Genomic DNA, 19731 nt, shown 5'->3' with positions numbered 1-19731 from the left:
GTGCGTCAGTAACGCCTGGTGGGCCTGGCTCTGATGACGAAAACAGAGCATAATAGATATAACAGTATAAAAAATAGGTCATTGATAAGCGTTTTCAATATCAGTTAATTAACTATAATGGGCTAACTGATGATGCGGTTTTAACATTAACTACCGCCTGACAATATGGAGATGATGATGAGCTATACACTTCCTGCCCTGCCATATGCCTATGATGCCCTCGAGCCTCATTTTGATAAACAAACGATGGAAATCCACCATTCGAAACACCATCAGGCTTATGTTAACAATACCAATAGCGCACTGGAGAGTTTACCGCAATTTGCCGACCTGCCTGTAGAAGAGCTGATCACCCGACTGGATCAGCTCCCGGCCGATAAAAAAACCTTTATGCGTAACAATGCCGGAGGGCATGCTAACCATAGTCTGTTCTGGAAGGGCCTGAAACTGGGCACCACCCTGAAGGGCGAACTGAAAGCCGCCATCGAACGTGATTTTGGCTCGGTTGATAATTTTAAGGCTGAGTTTGAAAAAGCAGCGGCTTCGCGTTTTGGTTCCGGCTGGGCGTGGCTGATACTGAAAGGCGATAAACTGGCGGTTGTTTCTACTGCTAATCAGGACTCTCCCCTGATGGGTGAAGCTATCGCGGGTGTTTCTGGCTTCCCGATTCTGACGCTGGACGTGTGGGAACATGCTTACTATCTGAAGTATCAGAACCGTCGTCCGGACTATATTAAAGCGTTCTGGTCTGTGGTTAACTGGGATGAAGCTGCCGCGCGTTTTGCGTCTAAAAAATAAGGTAGCGTAGTACTTGCACTGTTGGTGAAGCGAGTCCTGATGGCTCGCTTTTTTTATCGGGATTATCAGGGGAAGTGAAGTGCGTTATCCGTTAAATATCTATATTGGGTCTGTTCGTGACTATCCCTGTGGGGATCCAAGTGCGATCGAAAAAATTCAGGTCAATGGTCAGTTAACACTGACTCCGACGGGATTGTCCGGCGATCACCAGGCGGAAAAGGGGGTTCATGGTGGGCCAGATCGTGCGCTTTGTCATTATCCGCGCGAACACTATCTTGACTGGTGCCGCCAGTTTCCGCAACAGTCGGATCGTTTTTGTGCTCCGGCCTTTGGGGAGAATATCTCCACGACAGGATTGACTGAGGAAAATGTCTGCATTGGTGATATTTTCCGCTGGGGTGAAGCATTGATTCAGATCACCCAGCCACGATCACCCTGTTTTAAGCTCAATTTCCATCTTGATATAAAGGATATGTCGCAGCGAATGCAGGATAGCGGTAAAACTGGCTGGCTTTACCGCGTGGTGATGGGCGGCCAGGTCTCCAGCGATATACCCCTGGAGCGGATATCCTGCGTGAGTGATGTCAGCGTCTATGAAGCTGGCAGAATTGCCTGGTATCAGCCGTTTGATACCGAGCAATATCAGCGTCTGCTATCTGCCGCCGGGCTGTCGGTAAGCTGGGTTCGCACCCTACAGAAGCGACTTCTGAACCGGAAAATCGAGGACTTCTCTCCCCGGTTATGGGGAAAATAAAGGTTCGCTGGCGGCGCGGGTGACACTCGCGCACGCCGCCCTGTTTGCGTCGTATCAGGTACGTTTGTACAACGGCAGCCAGAGCGTCAGCCGCAAACCGCCTAACGGACTGTCATCTGCTTTGACCCAGCCACGGTGCTGTTGTATTGCCGCTTCGACAATCGCCAGTCCCAGCCCTGTACCGCCGGACTCCCGATCCCGGGCCTCATCAGTACGATAAAAGGGTCGGAATATCTGCTCACGATCTTCTTTGCTGACACCCGGCCCGTCATCATCGACGTTGACGGTAATGCCGCTTTTATCGACCGAGAAGCTGACCTCAATCCTGTTATGCGAGTAACGTAGCGCGTTGCGGATGATATTTTCCAGCGCACTCTCCAGTGTATTGGCATTACCATACAGTGGCCAGGGGGCGGGTGGATAGGCGACGGTGAAAAGCTTCCCTACCTGCTCCGCTTCGAATGCCGCATTATCCAGCACTTCCTCCCATAACTGACTGGCTTTTATCGTTTTACTCATCAGGGCACTGCTTGCCTGATTGCGCGACATCACCAGCAGATCGTTGATCATGCTGTCCAGGCGCTGAGCTTCGGTGCCGATACGTTCAAGCTCATTACTCTCACCACTGCGGCGGCGTAGTAAGGCGACGCCGAGCTGCAAGCGGGTAAGTGGTGTGCGTACTTCGTGGGAAATATCGGACAACAAACGTTGCTGGCTGGTCATCATGCGTTCCAGTGCAGTCACCATCTGGTTAAAACTGGCTCCCGTAGCGACAAATTCCTGGGGACCAGCTTCCAGTTCAGGATGCTGGCGCAGATTCCCCTGTGCCACTTCATCGGCCGCATTTTTCAACTTACGTGCGGGTTTGGCCAGACTCCATGCAAGCCATAGCAGCAGGGGGGAGCTGACCAGCATCGTGACCATCAGCAGTAATAACGGGCGATCAAACAGTAAGTTGATAAAATCTGATTGTGAGGTACTGGCAGGGCGAATCATATAGAGCTGGTAGCTGTCTTCGCCATCTCTGACGAAGAAAGGGCCGACCATTTCCAGACGACCATAGCTTTTCTTTTGCGGATGTTCGGCATTATCGGATTGACCGATAAAGTTACGAATAATCTGCATCTCATTGCGTTCCGCACCGATGATACGCCCTTCACTGGTGACCAGCAGTAAACGTTGCCCGGGGGGGGCCCATTTTTCAATCGCGTGCGACAGACGACGCCACCACATCAGATCGTTGGGTGGATTGGTAGCGAGTTCTGCCTCAACGTGTTGTTCAATCATGATACCCTGACGCTGCTCACTTTCCAGCAATTCAGTCATCTTGCGCATATCCAGCTTAGGCAGCATTAACACCAGCATAAGCACCAGTGCCAGAGTGAGCCAGAAAATAGCGAATATGCGAGCCGTTAAACTTCCGATCATGAAGCTGAGACCATCAGATAACCGCGACCACGTAGTGTCTTAAACCACGGATGACCATCTTTGCGCTCTGGCAGCTTACGCCGTAGATTAGAAATATGCATATCGATAGCGCGGTCAAAAGGCGTCAGCCGTTTGCCAAGCACCTCCTGGCTCAGATGTTCACGGGATACCACCTGCCCAAGGTGTTGTGCCAGCAGATAGAGTAGTGTGAACTCCGTACCGGTCAGTTCCAGCGTTTGACCATCAAAATTAGCCTCCTGGCGACCCGGATTCAGACTCAATGCATCAACCTCCAGCGTCGATGAACCGACATCGGTCGTTTGTTGTTGTTCACTCCAGTATGAGCGCCGCAAAATAGCACGGATACGCGCCACCAGTTCACGATCATTAAAGGGTTTCGGTAAATAATCATCCGCCCCTAATTCAAGACCGAGCACCCGATCCAGCTCGCTACCACGCGCCGTTAACATAATAACAGGTGTCTGGTGGGTCTGACGTAATTCTTTCAGCGTATCGATACCGTTTTTCTTTGGCATCATGACATCAAGCAAAAGCAAATCAATACTTTCATCCATAAGGGCCAGTGCCTGCTCTCCATCATGCGCCAGCAGCACATTAAACCCTTCCAAATCGAGTAACTCTTTTAATAAAGCCGTGAGTTCCCGGTCATCATCAACTAACAGGATTTTATTCATCGTTTAGAAACCTCCGAGGCAGAAAGTACGTCATCAACGCGCGCTAATCCATGAATTTACGTTGTTTTACACCCCCTGACGCATATTTGCAGCCTGGATTGTAGACTGATTTACATCGAATCACGATAAGAAGCGCTGGGGAAATGATGTGCAATGTTATTACTGCCGTCATCATTGCCTCGATGTTGATGCTCAATCTGTCTGTTCCGGTCGCTCAGGCTAGTAATAACTGGCTTATGGGGGACGACAGAACGCAATGCAGCGGTCAGGATGACATATTCGATGGTGTAAGCTTAACCGAACATCAACGTCAGAAGTTACGCGATTTGATGCAGCGAGTACACCGTACAAGGTGGCATATTAATATCAGCGAAGCAGAGGCTATGTATCGTCTTGTTACCGCAGAAGATTTTGATGAGATAGCGGTACGTGATCAGGTCAATAAGATAGCCCAGAAGCAAATTGCCGGGCAGGTAGAACTGGCGAAGATTCGCAATTATATGTACTACCAGTTAACGCCGGAACAGCAATCTGTTCTCAATAGGGAGCATCAGCAGTGTATGAATCGACTGCGTAAAATGATGACGCAAGAAAATTCCGCCACGATGTTGTCAGCGAACGACAACCTCATGGAAACCAGGTAGTAAACACAGAGTTGTTAATGTATTTTTCCTTGCCATAGACACCATCCCTGTCTTCCCCTCCTTAATGGAGGGTTTTTTTTGTCGGTTACTTAGAAAAAATCCCTTATAAATCAATCCTTCTTACAACAGCGATAAGCAGTTACAAGAAGAATATAGCGTTACGGATGTAGACAACATTGTCACGCCGCCAGCCCGCCGCCGAGAGGGTTTAACGTTACTGCGTGTTGCAGGTAATCGGGGGCCAGGTGAGCATAAACCATCGTCTGTTGTATGCTGGCGTGCCCCAGAATTTGCTGTAACGCAATAAGGCTCCCCCTCAGTGTCAGGATAGTTGTCACTCCCTCTGAAAAATCAGTCTGAGGGCTATGGAGTGACAAATGAAAAGAATATAACTGGCGTAATCAGGCCAAATCAGAGGGAAAACCCGTACCCGGAGCAGACAAAAATAGTGAACAGTGGCCTGCGGAAGCCCGCTTCGCCGCCATCGTGGAAACCGCCACGCTTTCTGAGGTGGAGAAGAAGCAGCATACTGCCGTAAAAAAGGCCTGTATCCGGAACAACTGACGCAGTGGAAGCAGGCCTTTTTACAGACATCTGCGCCGGAAGATAAAGCAGCCCTGAAGCAGAGCCAGAAAGAGATTAAACAACTGAAGAGGGAGCGGGTCCTGCATGCGGACAATGGTGCGGCGATGAAATCACAGACGCTGCAGGTGAAGCTGCATGAGCTGAATATCACGCCGTCGCACAGCCGGCCACGGGTAAGTAATGATAATGCGTATGTGGAATCGCTGTTCCGGACGCTGAAGTATGTGCCACAGTGGCCGTCATCGGGGTTCGCAATACTGGAAGCAGCCCGGGAATGGGTGGAGAAATTGACCCGCTGGTATAACGAAGAGCATCGTCACAGCGGAATACGTTATGTCACGCCCGCAGAACGGCATCGTGGTGAAGACAGGGCTCTGCTGAAACAGCGTGATGAGCTGTATCGTCAGGCACAGAAAGCGCATCCGGAGCGCGGGTCAGGGAAGACAAGAAACTGGCAGCCGGAGGGCCAGGTGACATTAAATCCGGAACGGGAAAAACAGGCAGTTTAAATTAAACAGGGGTGACAACTGTCTTGACACTTACCGGATAAAACAGTTGCTTTGTTGACGCGGTTTTAGCTCTGGCGTACCATGCGGCCAGTATTATAAATAAGAGGACGATTGCCTTGGACACACCCAGTAGATACTGGCTCACCTTCCTGTCCATCAGGAATAACCGCTAAGGCTTTCCTCCTGTGCTGATAGCCTTAGCGGTTGTCAGCGACGTTTTACCTTTCCTGTCGCTCAGAGTCAGACATCATGGTCTGAAAATAAAAAATTTTCAGTGTGCCCAAACCAACGTCCGGTAATTTTTATCTGGGGGCCTGGCGATGCTGAGTGCATTTCAACTGGAACATAACCGTTTAACACGTCTTGAAGCGGGGGATATCGATCATCTTGCGAGCTCGATTTGGGTGGATTTGGTCGCGCCTGATGATGAAGAACGATATCGTGTGCAGGTAGAGTTAGGACAGAACCTGGCAACCAGCCTGGAACTGGAAGATATTGAAGCATCAGCGCGTTTCTTCGAAGATGAAAATGGCTTACATATCCACTCTTTTTTCTTTTTTGAAGACGCGGATGATCATGCGGGAAATTCCACGGTAGCATTTACCCTTCGCGAAGGACGGTTGTTTACCCTGCGTGAGCGCGAAGTGACAGCCTTTCGTCTGTACCGTATGCGTGTACGTAACCAGTTACTGGTTGATGGTAACGCTTATGAACTGTTGCTTGATTTATTTGAAACTAAAATTGAACAGCTGGCGGATAAAATCGAAAGTATCTACAGCGATCTTGAGCAACTTAGTCGCGTGATTATGGAAGGCCAGCAGGGCGATGCGTTTGATGAAGCACTTTCGACGCTTGCTGCACAGGAGGATATTGGCTGGAAAGTCCGTTTGTGTCTGATGGATACCCAGCGTGCGTTAAACTTTCTGGTCCGCAAAGCCCGTTTGCCGGCTGGACAGCTGGAGCAGGCACGGGAGATCCTGCGCGATATCGAATCGCTGTTACCACACAACGAATCGTTGTTCCAGAAAGTCAACTTCCTGATGCAGGCGGCGATGGGATTTATTAATATTGAACAGAACCGCATCATTAAAATTTTCTCGGTTGTTTCAGTGATATTCCTGCCGCCGACGCTGGTGGCTTCCAGCTATGGGATGAACTTCGAATTTATGCCGGAATTACACTGGCGCCTGGGCTATCCGGGGGCCGTCATGCTGATGATGCTCGCTGGTCTGGCACCGTATCTCTACTTTAAACGTAAAAAGTGGTTGTAGCCTGACAGCTTCCCCCCTGATCGGTCACCGATGCCAGCGTGGTGAATGTTGCGCGATAAAATCGTGGCTGGAAGTGAAACATCGTCAGTCATTGTGGGCAGCGACTCGTGATAGTCCGTTTTAATGATTGCACTCTGTGGCGTGGGCGCTGAAAATAGCGCCTGTTTTCTTTCGGTCAGATGGAGTCAATGTGGCGCAGGCGCAAGCATTAAATAAAATGTTGCTGGCAAAGCGAGTTTTACAGGAAACTTTCGGCTACCAGCAATTTCGCCCAGGCCAGCAAACCATTATTGAGACAGCACTTAGTGGTCGCGATTGCCTGGTGATTATGCCTACCGGTGGGGGTAAATCACTGTGCTACCAGGTGCCCGCCCTGGTAACAGGGGGGCTGACGGTGGTGGTATCGCCATTGATTTCGCTCATGAAAGATCAGGTCGATCAGTTACTGGCCAATGGTGTGCCAGCGGCTTGCCTTAACTCAACACAGAGCCGAGAGCAACAACAGCAAGTCATGGCCGACTGTCGTCGCGGGCAAATTCGTTTGCTGTATATCGCTCCTGAACGTTTGATGCTGGATAACTTCCTTGAGCATCTCAGTGGCTGGGCTTTGTCTATGCTAGCGGTGGATGAAGCGCACTGTATTTCGCAATGGGGGCATGATTTCCGCCCGGAATATGCCGCTCTCGGCCAGTTGCGCCAGCGGTTGCCGCAAATTCCATTTATGGCGCTAACCGCCACCGCCGATGAGACCACCCGCAGTGATATCATTCGACAGTTAGGACTGATTGATCCCCTGATACAAATCAGCAGTTTTGATCGTCCGAATATCCGCTATATGCTGATGGAGAAATTCAAGCCCTTCGATCAACTCCTGCGTTATATCCAGGGACAGCGCGGTAAATCGGGCATTATTTACTGTAACAGCCGGGCAAAAGTGGAGGATATTGCCGCCCGTTTGCAAAATCGCGGTATGAGCGTTGCGGCTTATCACGCTGGGCTGGAAAACACCCTGCGCGCTGGGGTACAGGAAAAGTTTCAGCGTGATGATCTGCAGCTTGTTGTCGCCACTGTTGCTTTCGGGATGGGAATTAATAAACCTAACGTACGTTTCGTGGTGCATTTTGACATTCCGCGCAATATCGAATCTTACTACCAGGAAACCGGGCGTGCTGGCCGTGACGGGCTGCCCGCAGAAGCGATATTGTTCTATGATCCGGCTGATATGGCCTGGTTGCGTCGCTGTCTCGAGGAGAAATCTGCCGGGCCATTGCAGGATATTGAACGTCATAAACTCAACGCGATGGGCGCTTTTGCTGAGGCGCAAACCTGTCGACGTCTGGTATTGCTGAACTATTTTGGTGAGGGACGTCAGACGGCGTGTGGTAACTGCGATATCTGCCTCGATCCGCCAAAACAGTATGATGGTTTACTGGATGCACAAAAGGCGCTGTCAACCATTTACCGGGTTAAGCAACGGTTTGGGATGGGTTATGTGGTCGAAGTGCTGCGCGGAGCGAATAATCAGCGTATTCGTGAGATGGAGCATGATAAGTTACCCGTATATGGTATTGGCCGTGAATACAGCCATGAATATTGGGTGAGTGTGATCCGCCAGTTAATTCATCTGGGGCTGGTGACGCAAAATATCGCCTGCTATTCGGCACTGCAATTAACGGAGGCGGCGCGTCCGGTGTTACGTGGCGAGATACCATTGCAACTGGCTGTACCGCGGATTGTTTCGCTGAAGCCGAAGATCATGCCAAAATCGTTTGCTGGCAACTACGATCGCAAGCTATTTGCCAGATTGCGTCAGTTGCGTAAAACGATTGCTGATGATGAGAATATCCCTCCCTACGTCGTATTTAATGACGCGACACTGATCGAAATGGCGGAACAGTTACCGGTAACCGCGAGTGAGATGCTCAGTATCAATGGTGTTGGAACCCGTAAGCTGGAGCGTTTTGGTAAGGCATTTATGGCGCGTATCCGGGCGCATATCGATGGCGAAGATGAGTAGCCAGCTAAAGAAAAAAGTGTCACGATAATGGCGGTATTGTTGGCGCTATTATCTGGGAGCGAATTATGTTAATGCTTTTTTTCACCGTGGCACTGGTGCATATGGTGGCACTGATGAGCCCCGGCCCGGATTTTTTCTTTGTTTCCCAAACGGCAGTCAGTCGTTGTCGTCAGGAAGCGATGATGGGGGTGCTGGGGATTACCTGTGGCGTTATGGTCTGGGCGGGTGTTGCCCTGCTCGGCCTGCATTTAATCATCGAAAAGATGGCCTGGTTGCACACCATTATTATGGTTGGCGGAGGGGTGTATTTGTGCTGGATGGGCTATCAGATGCTGCGTAGCGCGCTACAGAAAAGCACGGTAACCACAACACAGGTGGCACTGGCGCATAATAGCGGTCATCGTTTTATCAGAGGATTATTGACCAATCTCTCTAATCCCAAAGCGATTATCTATTTTGGGTCGGTGTTCTCATTATTTGTTGGTGACACTATCGGCGCGGGGGAACGCTGGGGTATTTTCCTGCTGATTATTATTGAAACATTTGTCTGGTTTAGTATTGTAGCCAGTCTGTTTGCACTTCCTCCGATGCGTCGTGGTTATCGACGTATGGCCCGATGGATTGATGGCATTGCCGGAACGCTGTTTACCGGTTTTGGTATTCATCTAATTATCTCGCGTTAATCCATCATCAGTGACTATATCATGAGGAGCTGTCGGCGCAGATATATCATCAGGGTATAACTTCGGTATCAGGAAGAGGCATAAATTAAATGTTTCAGCAGCAACAGGATTGGCTCACGCGAGAAAATACGTTTTCCGCTTTTACTCACGGCGCATTGCACGATTTCTGGCAGCGACGGGAAGAAGACATATTTAATGGCACAGATAATCTTCCGGTACATTTTATTCGATTTCGTGCCAGTGATCATGATCGGGTTGTCGTCATTTGCCCTGGGCGGAAGGAAAGTTATGTCAAATATACAGAGCTGGCCTACGACTTATTTCATTGCCATTTCGATGTGGTGATTATCGATCACCGGGGTCAGGGATATTCCGGACGACTATTAGCAGACACGCAACGTGGGCATGTGGCGTGTTTTAGTGATTATGTTGATGATCTGGCGTTATTCTGGCAGCAGCAGATCGCTTCAGGCCCCTGGCGGAAACGGTTTATTCTCGCGCATTCGATGGGGGGGGCTATCGCGACGCTATTTTTACAGCGTTATCCACAGCATTGTGATGCGATAGCACTCTGCGCGCCGATGTTCGGGATTAGGTTCCTGCTTCCGCCCCGCATGGTGCGCGCGATACTGCGCTGGGCAGAAAATCACCCGCAAATGCGGGAAAAGTATGCCTTCGGTACGGGTCACTGGCGGGGATGGCCTTTTTTTGTCAATATGATGACTCACAGCCGTCAACGTTATTATCGAAACAGAGCGTTTTACACAGACGATCCGCAGATCCGCATTGGTGGCCCAACCTGGCACTGGCTTCAGGAAAGTGTTTTCGCCGGTGAAGTTGTGCTGGCTGGCGTTGCGAAAGAGACGACACCCGTTCTGTTACTGCAGGCAGAGAATGAGCGCCTGGTCGATAACCGTATGCATGATCGCTATTGCGCGCTACGCGCCGCCGCTGGTCATCCTTGTGAAGGGAGTAAACCACAGGTGGTAAAGGGCGCATACCATGAGATTCTTTTGGAAAAGGACGCCATGCGCGCTATGGCACTCACTGCCATTGTTGACTTTTTTAATCGACACGATGAAGCCGACAACCCTGCTCGTCGTTCTGTTTAGAGGTGAATATTGATATGTATCAGGTTGTCGCATCTGACCTGGATGGCACGTTGCTTTCCCCCGATCACTGTTTAACACCTTATGCCAAAAAGACGCTGAAACAGCTCACAGACCGGGGGATTCATTTTGTTTTTGCTACTGGTCGCCACTATGTGGATGTTGGGCAGATCCGCGATAATCTGGCCATTAAATCTTACATGATTACTTCTAATGGTGCATGCGTACACAATAGTGAAGGGGATCTGATCTTTGCCCATCATCTCGACAGCGATATCGCCGCTGATCTGTTCGCTATTGTGTATCATGATCCGTTGATCTTCACCAATGTTTATCGCGAAGAGCAATGGTACATCAACCGTCCTCGCCCACAGGAGTTAGATTTTTTTAAAGAGGCAGTATTTAACTACCAGTTATTTAGCCCGGCGGATCTTGAACCGCAGCAGGTCAGTAAAGTCTTTTTTATCAGTGAAGATCATCAACATCTGCTGGCTCTGGAAGAGAAAATCAATGCCCGTTGGGGCACGCGTGTGAATGCCAGTTTTTCAACACTCTCCTGCCTTGAGGTTATGGCGGGAGGGGTGTCGAAAGGGCATGCACTGGAAGCCGTCGCTAAAATACTGGGCCACAGTTTGCAGGATTGCATTGCTTTTGGTGATGGTATGAATGATGCGGAGATGCTCTCTATGGCAGGCAAGGGATGTATTATGGCGGGAGCCCATCAGCGCCTGAAAGATCAATATCCACACCTGGAAGTCATCGGCAGCAATACGGATGACGCGGTGCCGCATTATCTACGTAAACTCTATCTGAGTGAATAAAATTGACGACTGATTATTAGTTAGTCAGATGTCAACTTAGCTCTTCGCTACAATGGGTGCTCTTTTTCCTGATGAGTATTCATTGTGGCGTTATTAATCATTACTACCATTCTGTGGGCTTTTTCTTTTAGCTTAATTGGTGAATACCTGGCTGGCAGTGTGGATAGCTACTTTTCCGTACTGATACGTGTAGGCCTGGCCGCGCTGATGTTCCTGCCATTTTTACGCACTCGTGGTCAGTCATTATCGACGCTCATCGCTTACATACTGGTCGGTGCCATACAGCTTGGCATCATGTATCTGCTGGCGTTCCGTGCTTATATGTATCTAACGGTCTCCGAATTTCTGTTGTTTACGGTATTAACACCGCTCTATATCACCCTGATTTACGATTTACTGCGTGGTCATAAATTACGCTGGGGCTATTTGTTAAGTGCCGGTCTGGCGGTACTGGGAGCGGCGATTATTCGTTATGATCAGGTTAGTGAGCATTTCTGGACCGGACTATTATTAGTTCAGTTATCAAATATCAGTTTTGCGATTGGGATGGTGGGGTATAAGCGTCTGATGGAATTGCGTCCGATGCCACAATACAATGCTTTTGCCTGGTTTTATCTGGGCGCGTTACTGGTCGCCGTCATTGCCTGGCTGACACTAGGTTCTTCGCAGAAACTCCCCACCACCCCGGTGCAGTGGGGTGTGCTGGTATGGCTTGGCGTTGTGGCCTCGGGGCTGGGCTATTTTATGTGGAATTATGGTGCCACGAAAGTAGACGCGGGGACGCTGGGGATCATGAATAATATGCACGTTCCTGCCGGGCTGCTGGTCAATTTTGTTATCTGGCAGCAACGACCCCACTGGCCGAGCTTTATTAGCGGTGCGGTGGTGATCATGCTTTCGCTATGGGTTCATCGCCGTTGGATCGCGCCGCACACCGCACAAATGGCAAATGATCGCGGGCGTGCTCCCGTGCTAAGCGAATAAATGCTTCGATTGCAGGCTGATGCTGCTCGCCATCGCGTACCGCAGCGTACAACCGACGCCATAATCCTGCGCCCAGGGTTTTAGTGACCACCAGACCCTGGCGTTCCGCGTTTTCTACCACCCAATGTGGCAGCGCGGCAATACCCATCTGTGCGGCGGCCATCTGAATGAGCAACAGCGTATTATCAACGCTTTTTAATTGCGGGGTGATCCCGGCGGGTTGCAGGAAGTGTCGCCAGATATCGAGGCGATGGTGCTGTACCGGGTAAATCAGCAGCAGTTCAGTGGCCAGATCTTCTGGTGCGATAGTCGCCCTGGTGGCCAGCGGATGCTGTGGCGCCACCACCAGCCGCATTTCAAAGTCAAATAGAGGCGAATAATGCAAAGGACAGCCTGGCAGGATATCGGATGTCATCACCAGATCCAGTTCATTTTGTTGCAAGGCCGGTTGAGGATCAAAGGTGACGCCAGACTGAAAATCCACTTCGATGTGTGGCCAGTGATAACGGAAATTCGCCAGCGCAGGCGTCAGCCATTGAATACAGCTATGACACTCAATAGCAATACGCAGACGAGTCCGTTGCGGCTGGCGACAGTTTTGCAACGCGTGATGAATTTGCGGCAGGATCTGGGTGGCGAGCTGGAGGAGGATCTCCCCTTGTGGTGTAAAGCACAGTGGCTGACTTTTACGTACAAACAGACGAAAGCCAAGCCGTTGTTCCAGATCGCGGAACTGGTGGGATAACGCAGACTGGGTTTGATGGACAATGGCCGCGGCACCCGCCAGCGATCCGCTGTCACGCAGTGCTTGCAGCGTTTTCAGGTGTTTAATTTCAATCATAAAAATTTTTTCACCCCGGAACCAGGCATGAATGCTTGAGAACGATACAGTACCTTCACATTGTGGATGTGTAAACATCTGGACGTCTAAATATAATGATGTTTTACTGACAGAGATACCCGGTGTATTGTCATTAATGGCAGACAGATACCCTGTTGGTTAATGTGATATAACACTCATAATGACAGAATGTAGTTGCCATAATATTTATCACAGGTGATTGTTATTACAATTCTAAATTAATAAGTTAGATGGGCTGGGTCTTTTCTTATCATTCAGCCTGTAGAGGAATTTTTATGTCTCAATCTGATGTTTTTCATCTTGGCCTCACCAAAAAAGATTTACAAGGAGCTCAACTTGCTATTGTTCCTGGTGATCCTGAACGTGTAGAAAAGATCGCGGCACTCATGGATAAGCCAGTAAAACTGGCATCACATCGTGAATTTACCTCCTGGCGTGCAGAGCTGGCGGGAAAACCGATCATTATTTGCTCGACCGGAATTGGCGGTCCGTCAACGTCAATTGCCGTTGAAGAACTGGCACAGCTGGGAATTCGTACTTTCCTGCGTATTGGCACAACAGGCGCGATTCAGCCACATATTCAGGTCGGGGATATTTTGGTGACGACAGCTTCTGTGCGTCTTGATGGTGCGAGCTTACATTTTGCCCCGATGGAATATCCTGCCGTCGCTGACTTTGCCTGTACCACCGCCCTGGTGGAAGCCGCGAAATCGACCGGCGTGACTCCCCATATTGGTGTTACTGCTTCATCGGATACTTTTTACCCGGGGCAGGAGCGTTATGATACCTTCTCTGGCCGTGTGGTCAGCCGTTTTCAGGGGTCGATGAAACAGTGGCAGTCAATGGGCGTCATGAACTACGAAATGGAGTCGGCGACACTTCTGACAATGTGTGCCAGCCAGGGATTGCGTGCTGGAATGATTGCCGGCGTGATCGTGAATCGTACCCAACAGGAAATACCGAATATCGAAACGATAAAACAAACCGAGAATCATGCAGTAAAAATTGTTGTCGAAGCTGCGCGTCGCCTGCTGTAACTGTGCGTTTTTTTACACTGAGCCGGAAAATATCCGGCTTTTTTTGCGTAATATCTCCCAGAAAATATCTTTTCAACTGGACGTTTGTACAGCACAATTCTACTTTAGATTAAGCGTTGATAATCCCGGGAGAGCAGGTGGATATCTCACTGATAATAAGTTCTTTTTTGGCATTGATGGTGGGGCTGGTGGTGGGGCTGATAGTAGGCTGGTTACTGGCCAAATCAAGATCCTGGCAAATTCGTTCTGCTCTGATGGAAGAGCAGCGTGATCTGGATATTGCGCTAAGTGCCGCACGTCAACAGCTCGCCCAGCAAAATGGCTGGCGTGATGAGTGTGAATCGCTGAATAACGAACTGCGTAATCTGCGGGCAATCAATAGCGCTCTGGAGGCGGATCTGCGTGAAGCGACTACCCGTCTGGAAGCGACGCAGTTACATGCGGAAGATAAAATTCGTCAGATGGTCAATAGTGAGCAGCGTCTGAATGAGCAGTTTGAAAATCTGGCTAACCGTATTTTTGAGCACAACAATCGTCGGGTGGATGAACAAAACCGTCAGAGTTTACACACCTTGCTGACGCCATTGCGTGAACAACTGGATGGTTTCCGTCGTCAGGTACAGGAGAGCTTTGCTCAGGAGTCACGGGAACGGCATACCCTGGAGCATGAACTGCGTAACCTGCAGCAGCTTAATGCCAGAATGGCTCAGGAAGCACTGAATCTGACCCGGGCATTAAAAGGCAATAATAAAACGCAGGGTAACTGGGGAGAGGTGGTTTTAGCGCACGTCCTCGAAGCTTCCGGTTTACGGGAAGGCTATGAGTATCAGACTCAGGTCAGTATAGAAACCGAAAACCGTTCGCGTATGCAGCCTGACGTTATTGTGCGTCTTCCTCAAGGAAAAGATGTGGTGATTGACGCCAAAATGACCCTGGTGGCTTATGAACGCTATTTTAATGCCGGGGAAGATGACCCTACTCGTGAAGAGGCATTACGGGAACATATCGTCGCAGTGCGCAACCATATCCGCCAGCTGGGTCGCAAGGACTATCAACAGCTTTCTGGCTTGCAATCCCTTGATTATGTCTTGATGTTTATTCCGCTAGAGCCCGCTTTTCTGCTGGCAATAGATAGACAGCCTGATCTGATTAGCGAAGCATTACAGCATAATATTATGCTGGTCAGCCCAACCACGCTACTGGTGGCACTGCGTACCATCGCCAATCTCTGGCGCTATGAACACCAAAGCCGCAATGCACAAGATATCGCTGAGCGTGCAGGTCGTCTATATGACAAAATACGCCTGTTCATTGATGATATGTCTGATATCGGACAAAGTCTCGATAAAGCACAGGATAACTATCGTCAGGCAATGAAAAAGCTCACTTCCGGACGTGGCAATCTGTTGATCCAGGCAGAGGCATTCCGCAACCTCGGTGTTGAGGTAAAACGCAGAATTAATCCTGATTTAATTGCGCGATCTACGGAACAAGGTAGTGGATATTATCCCGATAAAAATAAAAATGGGCAGGAAAATAGCGAATTACACTCTTCTTCAGCATCTGATGATATATCAGACAAGCCATAACAGTGATGCTGAATCATAGGGGAAATACGCGGGATCTGTTACACTCGGCAAATCCTTTCTTGATAAGCAGGCAACCAGGATGGCTAAGGATTTACAAGAAACAACACACTTTGGTTTTAAAACTGTCGCTAAAGATCAGAAGGTTGGTATGGTAGCCCACGTCTTCCATTCTGTCGCGACAAGATATGACGTGATGAATGACCTGATGTCATTTGGCATTCATCGTTTATGGAAGCGTTTTACTATTGATTTCAGTGGCGTTCACCAAGGGCATACCATTCTGGATCTGGCGGGCGGAACGGGGGATTTGACGGCGAAGTTTTCCCGACTGGTCGGTGATAATGGTCGTGTTATGCTGGCAGATATTAACGATTCAATGCTGAAAACTGGCCGTGAGAAACTCCGTAATATCGGCATTATCGGTAATGTTGATTACATTCAGGCCAATGCCGAAGCTCTGCCATTTGCCGATAATACGTTTGACTGTGTGACGATTTCATTTGGTCTGCGTAATGTGACTGATAAAGACAAAGCGCTGAGTTCGATATATCGTGTGCTAAAACCCGGTGGACGTTTGCTGATACTGGAGTTTTCAAAACCGATAATTAAGCCACTGAGCAAAGTCTATGACGCCTATTCTTTCCATATACTGCCACGAATAGGGGAACTGATTGCAAATGACAGCGAAAGCTATCGCTATCTGGCGGAATCTATCCGTATGCATCCGGATCAGGATACACTGAAAGTGATGATGCAGGACGCCGGTTTTGAGAATGTCGAATACTATAATCTGACGGCGGGTATTGTGGCGTTACATCGTGGTTATAAGTTCTGAGAAGGGGAGTCTATGCCTTTCACCCCGCTGATCGCGGCCGGTATTGAAACTGCACTGAATACAGTTCTCTGGCGTGATAAAGCGTTAAAACCAGTTCGTCAACGTTTACTGGGAAAAGTGTTACGTATTGAGCTGAAAGAGTTATCAGTGCCTGTTGTACTGGTATTTAGCGAATGTCAGCTGGATATATTAAGCGAATGGGAAGGTCATACTGACTGTACTGTCATCACTCATCTCAGTGTGCTGCCACAGCTGCGTCATCGCCAACAGCTTATGACACTGATCCGTCGTGGTGATTTACAGGTTCAGGGTGATCTGCAAGTGGTACAGAATATGGCCACTTTATGCGACCAGGCTGAATTCGATCTGGCAGAATTGCTCTCTCCCTATACCGGAGATATCGTCGCAGAGGGCATCAGCAAAATCCTGCATGGTGGAGAACGTTTCCTGCGACGTAATATACAGTATCAGCGTCGTCATATAGCAGAGGCGATGACTGAAGAGTTGCGTCTGGCGCCCGGCGCGCTGGAGGTTGCCTGGTTTATTGAAGAAGTTGCCGCCGCCGACCATTCACTGACAGCGCTGGAAAAACGGCTGGAAATATTGGAGGGCCAATGACCCCAGGAGAGTTACGGCGTCTGTATTTGATTATCCGTACCTTTTTGAGTTATGGGCTTGATGAGCTTATTCCCAAATTGCGTATTACGCTGCCGTTACGTATCTGGCGAAAAGTGTTATTTTGGATACCGAATCGCCATCCGGATCAACCCATTGGTGAGCGTTTACGCCTGGCACTCCAGGAACTAGGCCCGGTGTGGATAAAATTTGGTCAGATGCTTTCAACCCGTCGTGACCTGTTTCCCCCTCATATTGCTGATCAGCTCGCTTTACTCCAGGATCGGGTGACGCCTTTTAATGGCCAGCTGGCTAAACAACAGATTGAGCAGGCAATGGGCGGCCTTGCTGTCGAAACCTGGTTTACAGACTTCTCCATTGAACCACTCGCCTCAGCTTCTATCGCTCAGGTTCACACCGCGACACTGAAAGAAAATGGTAAAGAGGTGGTCATCAAAGTGATCCGCCCGGATATCGTGCCAGTGATTAAAGCGGATATGAAACTTATCTATCGTCTGGCGCGCTGGGTACCACGTTTATTGCCTGATGGCCGTCGCTTACGCCCACAGGAAGTGGTACGTGAATACGAAAAAACATTGCTGGGAGAGCTTAACCTGCTACGTGAATCGGCCAATGCCATTCAGTTGCGGCGTAACTTCGCAGGTAGTCCGATGCTCTATATACCGGAAGTTTACCCGGATTATTGCAGTGAAAATATGCTGGTGATGGAGCGAATATATGGCATTCCGGTTTCTGATGTTGCTGCGCTGGAAGCACAGGGAACGAATATGCAATTGCTGGCGGAACGTGGTGTGCAGGTTTTTTTCACTCAGGTATTTCGTGACAGCTTCTTTCATGCAGATATGCATCCTGGCAATATTTTTGTCAGTCATCGTCATCCTGGAAATCCGCAATATATTGGGATCGACTGTGGCATTGTTGGTTCGTTAAATAAAAACGACAAACGTTATCTGGCAGAAAATTTCATCGCTTTTTTCAACCGCGATTATCATAAAGTTGCAGAGTTGCATGTGGATTCTGGCTGGGTACCTGCGGATACTAACGTTGAAGAGTTTGAATTTGCGATTCGTACTGTTTGTGAGCCCATCTTCGAAAAGCCGTTGGCGGAAATTTCGTTTGGTCATGTACTGCTGAACCTGTTTAATACAGCCAGGCGTTTTAATATGGAAGTTCAGCCGCAATTGGTTCTGTTGCAAAAAACGTTACTTTACGTAGAAGGAGTAGGTCGACAGCTCTATCCTCAGTTAGACTTGTGGAAAACAGCGAAGCCTTTTCTTGAGTCATGGATTAAAGAGCAGGTGGGTATCCCATCGTTGATACGGGCTTTTAAAGAAAAATCACCTTTCTGGATCGAAAAAATGCCGGAAATACCAGAACTGGTATACCAGACATTGCAACAAAGTAAACAGTTACAGGCCAGCGTCGACAATCTGACACGTGATCTTCATATCTTGCGTGTGCGTCAGGGGCAGTCGCGTTATTTGTTTAGTATCGGCGCTGTTTTGTTACTAAGTAGTACACTGCTCTTCATTGAATGCCCGGAATGGGGCATGATACCTGGCTGGCTTCTCGTCGCGGGTGTGATGAGCTGGCTGATTGGCTGGTGGAAGATGCAGGGATGATGATACCTGAAATTATCCAGAGCTTGCGTCATCTTAACCAGATAAGAAGCGCATCCGCAGTACAGGCAGGGATTGCAGCATGTCAGCCAGCAGAGAAGCAGTTTGAAGGATAAGTAGAGAGATCACGGGTTATTAAGGGGAGAAGTATGGGTAGTATCAGTATTGGAAAGTTATTAATTGTTGCGGTCATTGTGATTCTGATTTTCGGTACCAGAAAACTGAGTTCGCTGGGGTCAGATTTGGGTGCATCGATCAAAGGCTTTAAAAAAGCGATGAGTGATGATGAACCATCGAAAGAGGACACGCAGGATGCTGATTTTATGGCTGAACATATTGTTAATAAACAAGATGATACCACAAAAGATGAAGTAAAACATCACGACAAAGAGCAGGTATAATTCGTGTTCGATATTGGTTTTAGTGAACTACTTTTAGTCTTTGTGATCAGTCTCATCGTACTGGGACCACAGCGGTTGCCTGTGGCAGTAAGAACGGTAGCGACCTGGATTCGTACCCTGCGATCGCTGGCTGCTACTGTACAAAATGAGATCACTCAGGAATTAAAATTGCAGGAGTTTCAGGAGAGTCTGAAGAAAGTAGAAAAGGCAAGCCTGGATAATCTGACGCCGGAACTAAAAGAGTCGATGGATGAACTCCGCCAGGTGGCAGAATCCATGAAACGCTCTTACTCCCTTCATGAACCTGAGAAAGAAAGTGACGAAGCAAATACCCTTCATAACCCGGTGGTGAAGGAAAATACCGTACCATCTGAATCGCTCACAGCCAGCAAAGAAGACGACAGTATGGTAACCGCTACCGATCCCTCTACTGAATCAAGTGATAAATCGTAAA

General features: G+C 49.0%; 20 protein-coding genes and 2 pseudogenes. 18 read left to right on the top strand and 4 right to left on the bottom strand.

From position 1 onward, the window contains the following. Positions 1 to 177: 177 nt before the first annotated feature. Positions 178 to 798: a superoxide dismutase [Mn] gene (sodA, locus tag PT300_02240; protein ID MDF7679494.1), complete on the top strand. Its 621-nt coding sequence runs from the start codon at positions 178 to 180 to the stop codon at positions 796 to 798. A gap of 79 nt (positions 799 to 877) precedes the next feature. Next, positions 878 to 1552 (top strand): 6-hydroxyaminopurine reductase, encoded by a 675-nt coding sequence (gene yiiM, locus PT300_02235; GenBank protein ID MDF7679493.1) that lies wholly within the window; start codon positions 878 to 880, stop codon positions 1550 to 1552. A 54-nt stretch (positions 1553 to 1606) separates the two neighbouring features. On the opposite strand, the gene cpxA is transcribed toward yiiM, so the two are convergent. Both cpxA and cpxR read right to left on the bottom strand, forming a co-directional pair. After that, complete coding sequence (gene cpxA / locus PT300_02230) at positions 1607 to 2980, bottom strand: envelope stress sensor histidine kinase CpxA (GenBank protein ID MDF7679492.1); 1374 nt, start codon at positions 2978 to 2980, stop codon at positions 1607 to 1609. After that, positions 2977 to 3675: an envelope stress response regulator transcription factor CpxR gene (cpxR, locus tag PT300_02225; protein ID MDF7679491.1), complete on the bottom strand. Its 699-nt coding sequence runs from the start codon at positions 3673 to 3675 to the stop codon at positions 2977 to 2979. Before cpxR ends, cpxA begins: the two co-directional genes overlap by 4 nt. Before the next feature lie 143 nt (positions 3676 to 3818). Here cpxR and cpxP point away from each other — a divergent pair, with 143 nt between their 5' ends. Next, positions 3819 to 4319 (top strand): cell-envelope stress modulator CpxP, encoded by a 501-nt coding sequence (gene cpxP, locus PT300_02220; GenBank protein MDF7679490.1) that lies wholly within the window; start codon positions 3819 to 3821, stop codon positions 4317 to 4319. A 179-nt stretch (positions 4320 to 4498) separates the two neighbouring features. Here cpxP and PT300_02215 read toward each other — a convergent pair. Next, a pseudogene (locus PT300_02215) lies at positions 4499 to 4633 on the bottom strand (site-specific integrase). Positions 4634 to 4981: 348 nt separating this feature from the next. Here PT300_02215 and PT300_02210 point away from each other — a divergent pair. From PT300_02210 to PT300_02175, 8 genes and pseudogenes are all read left to right on the top strand, one after another. Next, positions 4982 to 5413: pseudogene (locus PT300_02210) on the top strand (integrase core domain-containing protein). 116 nt (positions 5414 to 5529) lie between these two features. Next, positions 5530 to 5586 (top strand): YsgD/CorL family protein, encoded by a 57-nt coding sequence (ysgD, locus tag PT300_02205; protein ID MDF7679489.1) that lies wholly within the window; start codon positions 5530 to 5532, stop codon positions 5584 to 5586. Positions 5587 to 5733: 147 nt separating this feature from the next. Continuing rightward, a complete protein-coding gene (gene corA / locus PT300_02200; protein ID MDF7679488.1) occupies positions 5734 to 6684 on the top strand; it encodes a magnesium/cobalt transporter CorA in 951 nt (316 codons plus the stop codon). 190 nt (positions 6685 to 6874) lie between these two features. Continuing rightward, the gene (gene recQ / locus PT300_02195; GenBank protein ID MDF7679487.1) at positions 6875 to 8701 is read left to right on the top strand and encodes an ATP-dependent DNA helicase RecQ; all 1827 of its coding nucleotides are present in this window, start codon (positions 6875 to 6877) and stop codon (positions 8699 to 8701) included. A 65-nt stretch (positions 8702 to 8766) separates the two neighbouring features. Continuing rightward, complete coding sequence (gene rhtC / locus PT300_02190; GenBank protein MDF7679486.1) at positions 8767 to 9384, top strand: threonine export protein RhtC; 618 nt, start codon at positions 8767 to 8769, stop codon at positions 9382 to 9384. 89 nt (positions 9385 to 9473) lie between these two features. Continuing rightward, complete coding sequence (pldB, locus tag PT300_02185) at positions 9474 to 10496, top strand: lysophospholipase L2 (protein MDF7679485.1); 1023 nt, start codon at positions 9474 to 9476, stop codon at positions 10494 to 10496. A 14-nt stretch (positions 10497 to 10510) separates the two neighbouring features. Continuing rightward, the gene (gene yigL / locus PT300_02180) at positions 10511 to 11314 is read left to right on the top strand and encodes a sugar/pyridoxal phosphate phosphatase YigL (GenBank protein MDF7679484.1); all 804 of its coding nucleotides are present in this window, start codon (positions 10511 to 10513) and stop codon (positions 11312 to 11314) included. A gap of 84 nt (positions 11315 to 11398) precedes the next feature. Further along, the gene (locus PT300_02175; protein MDF7679483.1) at positions 11399 to 12298 is read left to right on the top strand and encodes a carboxylate/amino acid/amine transporter; all 900 of its coding nucleotides are present in this window, start codon (positions 11399 to 11401) and stop codon (positions 12296 to 12298) included. Here the strand turns inward: PT300_02175 and metR are convergent. After that, positions 12204 to 13139, bottom strand: coding sequence for an HTH-type transcriptional regulator MetR (gene metR, locus PT300_02170; protein ID MDF7679482.1), 936 nt, complete (start codon positions 13137 to 13139; stop codon positions 12204 to 12206). The two genes, PT300_02175 and metR, sit on opposite strands and share 95 nt — an antisense overlap. A 296-nt stretch (positions 13140 to 13435) precedes the next feature. Between metR and udp the strand changes: the two genes are divergently transcribed. From udp to tatB, 7 genes are all read left to right on the top strand, one after another. Next, positions 13436 to 14197: a uridine phosphorylase gene (gene udp / locus PT300_02165; GenBank protein ID MDF7679481.1), complete on the top strand. Its 762-nt coding sequence runs from the start codon at positions 13436 to 13438 to the stop codon at positions 14195 to 14197. 137 nt (positions 14198 to 14334) lie between these two features. Beyond that, on the top strand, positions 14335 to 15786 hold the full coding sequence (rmuC, locus tag PT300_02160) for a DNA recombination protein RmuC (protein ID MDF7679480.1): 1452 nt from the start codon (positions 14335 to 14337) through the stop codon (positions 15784 to 15786). Between the two features lie 79 nt (positions 15787 to 15865). Continuing rightward, positions 15866 to 16621 carry a bifunctional demethylmenaquinone methyltransferase/2-methoxy-6-polyprenyl-1,4-benzoquinol methylase UbiE gene (gene ubiE / locus PT300_02155; GenBank protein MDF7679479.1) on the top strand — a complete coding sequence of 252 codons (756 nt, stop codon included), beginning with the start codon at positions 15866 to 15868 and terminating at the stop codon, positions 16619 to 16621. 12 nt (positions 16622 to 16633) lie between these two features. Continuing rightward, positions 16634 to 17239, top strand: coding sequence for an SCP2 domain-containing protein (locus PT300_02150; protein MDF7679478.1), 606 nt, complete (start codon positions 16634 to 16636; stop codon positions 17237 to 17239). Next, on the top strand, positions 17236 to 18879 hold the full coding sequence (gene ubiB, locus PT300_02145) for a ubiquinone biosynthesis regulatory protein kinase UbiB (GenBank protein ID MDF7679477.1): 1644 nt from the start codon (positions 17236 to 17238) through the stop codon (positions 18877 to 18879). The genes PT300_02150 and ubiB overlap by 4 nt, the downstream gene beginning before the upstream one ends. Before the next feature lie 146 nt (positions 18880 to 19025). Beyond that, positions 19026 to 19277 (top strand): Sec-independent protein translocase subunit TatA, encoded by a 252-nt coding sequence (locus tag PT300_02140; GenBank protein MDF7679476.1) that lies wholly within the window; start codon positions 19026 to 19028, stop codon positions 19275 to 19277. Positions 19278 to 19280: 3 nt separating this feature from the next. Continuing rightward, positions 19281 to 19730: a Sec-independent protein translocase protein TatB gene (gene tatB / locus PT300_02135; GenBank protein MDF7679475.1), complete on the top strand. Its 450-nt coding sequence runs from the start codon at positions 19281 to 19283 to the stop codon at positions 19728 to 19730. Position 19731 lies beyond the last annotated feature (1 nt).

It is taken from the genome of Enterobacteriaceae bacterium ESL0689, assembly GCA_029433525.1.
Classification (GTDB): domain Bacteria; phylum Pseudomonadota; class Gammaproteobacteria; order Enterobacterales; family Enterobacteriaceae; genus JAQTIF01.
This window is presented reverse-complemented; position numbering and strand designations above follow the sequence as displayed.

Excerpts from the sequence above, each read along its gene's own strand:
- sodA (MDF7679494.1), top strand. The coding sequence starts at position 178 with ATGAGCTATACACTTCCTGCCCTGCCATATGCCTATGATGCCCTCGAG.
- cpxA (MDF7679492.1), bottom strand. The coding sequence starts at position 2,980 with ATGATCGGAAGTTTAACGGCTCGCATATTCGCTATTTTCTGGCTCACT.
- cpxR (MDF7679491.1), bottom strand. The coding sequence starts at position 3,675 with ATGAATAAAATCCTGTTAGTTGATGATGACCGGGAACTCACGGCTTTA.
- cpxP (MDF7679490.1), top strand. The coding sequence starts at position 3,819 with ATGATGTGCAATGTTATTACTGCCGTCATCATTGCCTCGATGTTGATG.
- corA (MDF7679488.1), top strand. The coding sequence starts at position 5,734 with ATGCTGAGTGCATTTCAACTGGAACATAACCGTTTAACACGTCTTGAA.
- rhtC (MDF7679486.1), top strand. The coding sequence starts at position 8,767 with ATGTTAATGCTTTTTTTCACCGTGGCACTGGTGCATATGGTGGCACTG.
- pldB (MDF7679485.1), top strand. The coding sequence starts at position 9,474 with ATGTTTCAGCAGCAACAGGATTGGCTCACGCGAGAAAATACGTTTTCC.
- yigL (MDF7679484.1), top strand. The coding sequence starts at position 10,511 with ATGTATCAGGTTGTCGCATCTGACCTGGATGGCACGTTGCTTTCCCCC.
- metR (MDF7679482.1), bottom strand. The coding sequence starts at position 13,139 with ATGATTGAAATTAAACACCTGAAAACGCTGCAAGCACTGCGTGACAGC.
- udp (MDF7679481.1), top strand. The coding sequence starts at position 13,436 with ATGTCTCAATCTGATGTTTTTCATCTTGGCCTCACCAAAAAAGATTTA.
- ubiE (MDF7679479.1), top strand. The coding sequence starts at position 15,866 with ATGGCTAAGGATTTACAAGAAACAACACACTTTGGTTTTAAAACTGTC.
- PT300_02150 (MDF7679478.1), top strand. The coding sequence starts at position 16,634 with ATGCCTTTCACCCCGCTGATCGCGGCCGGTATTGAAACTGCACTGAAT.
- ubiB (MDF7679477.1), top strand. The coding sequence starts at position 17,236 with ATGACCCCAGGAGAGTTACGGCGTCTGTATTTGATTATCCGTACCTTT.
- PT300_02140 (MDF7679476.1), top strand. The coding sequence starts at position 19,026 with ATGGGTAGTATCAGTATTGGAAAGTTATTAATTGTTGCGGTCATTGTG.